1 protein-coding gene is annotated in these 1076 nt (G+C 57.3%); it reads right to left on the bottom strand.

The features are described from left to right. Positions 1-1076 (bottom strand): condensation domain-containing protein (locus AZ66_RS29275; protein ID WP_044358176.1); only part of this gene is annotated, 1076 nt, incomplete at both ends.

The following is a 1076-nucleotide window of genomic DNA, read 5'->3' as shown; positions in this document are numbered from 1 at the left end:
TCAGCAGCGCCGTATATGCCGCTAGCAGCACCATGTACATCGTCGCTCCTGTATCCGCAGCGATCCGGCGCAAGCCTGCGGTCACGTCCGAATCGAGTTCGGCGTGCACCACGTCCCCAGCAAAGCTTTGCAGCGCCGGACGCGCATAATCCGTCGGCAGCTCCAGCACCGGGATGTCGCCGGCAAATGTCTCCAGCCAGAACGCTTCCTGCTTCTGCATCGTCTCGCTTTGGGCCAGCGACTGCTGCCATGCTGCATAATCTTTGTACTGAATCCGCAGCTCCGGCAAGCGATCTCCTTCATACAGCCGCGTCAATTCCTGTACCAGCACCCCCATCGAAACTCCGTCGGAAACAATATGATGCATATCGAACAGAAGGAGATGACGGTTCGCTTCCACTTCGATCAGTCCTACCCGCAGCAGCGGCGCTTGCTCCAAGTCGAACGGTCGCACGAACGACTCCACTTGTTCGGCTAGGTCCGCTTCCGCCATTTCCCCGCTGCGCTCCATCTCCAACGGTTTCCCGGCTCCCTGTGGGATTTCTGCCTTAAATAGACGACTATTGACCTGCGTCAAATGCTTCCTCTCAACCGCAAAAGGCACCTGCTCGTGCACACGCTGCACCGGCTCTCCATCCACCATTTCAAACGAGGTTCGCAGCGATTCATGACGCACAACTAGTTCGCAGAACGCCTGCTCCAACCGCTCCGCATCGAGCGGCCCTTCTACCGCATAGATTCCCGGCATATTGTAACTAAGCTCTGCACCTTCCAGCTGGTCCAGGATGTACAGCCGCTTTTGCGCAGAGGAGACCTGATAATACGCTCTTACTTCCACCGGCTCGATCGACGCATACAACTGCTGCTCCATCCCCGCAACCGCCTGCGCCAGTTGTTCCAGCGTCGGCGCCTGGAAGATGATCCGCAGCGGTACGTTTACATTCAATTCCTTATGCATCCGAGCCATCAGCATCGTCGCTTTCAGCGAGTGGCCTCCAAGATCGAAGAAGTTGTCCTTCACCCCGACCTTTTCCACGCCGAGAACGCTTTGCCAAATGCCCGCCAACCGGTTCTCT

It is taken from the genome of Paenibacillus sp. E194, assembly GCF_000935845.1.
Taxonomy (GTDB): domain Bacteria; phylum Bacillota; class Bacilli; order Paenibacillales; family Paenibacillaceae; genus Paenibacillus_B; species Paenibacillus_B alvei_B.
Note: the sequence above shows the minus strand (reverse complement) of the source record. Positions and strands in the feature narration are given on the sequence as shown.